This is a genomic window from Paramagnetospirillum caucaseum (assembly GCF_000342045.1).
Classification (GTDB): Bacteria; Pseudomonadota; Alphaproteobacteria; order Rhodospirillales; family Magnetospirillaceae; genus Phaeospirillum; species Phaeospirillum caucaseum.
Map to the genome: position 1 here is coordinate 1 of NZ_AONQ01000229.1, position 245 is coordinate 245.

The 245-nt window shown below is 58.4% G+C and carries 1 protein-coding gene; it reads right to left on the minus strand.

The window, feature by feature from the left end:
• Positions 1-66 precede the first annotated feature (66 nt).
• On the minus strand, positions 67-245 hold a 179-nt coding region (locus tag H261_RS24490), incomplete at its 5' end, for an HU family DNA-binding protein (protein ID WP_008623046.1).

The window sequence follows — 245 nt, forward strand, 5'->3', positions numbered from 1 at the left end:
GTGGCTGCCAAGGCGGTGCCACCCAAGTAGGCGACCACGATCTTGGTCGTCAGAGCCTTGATGTCATCAGCCATTGATGGTGTCCTTGAGGCTCTTTCCGGCGGTGAATTTGGCAGACTTGCTGGCCGCGATGGTGAGGGTCTTGCCAGTCTGCGGATTCCTGCCTTCACGTGCAGGACGGGCAGAAACCGAGAAAGTTCCAAAGCCAACCAGACGCACATCATCGCCGGACTTCATGGCGGTAG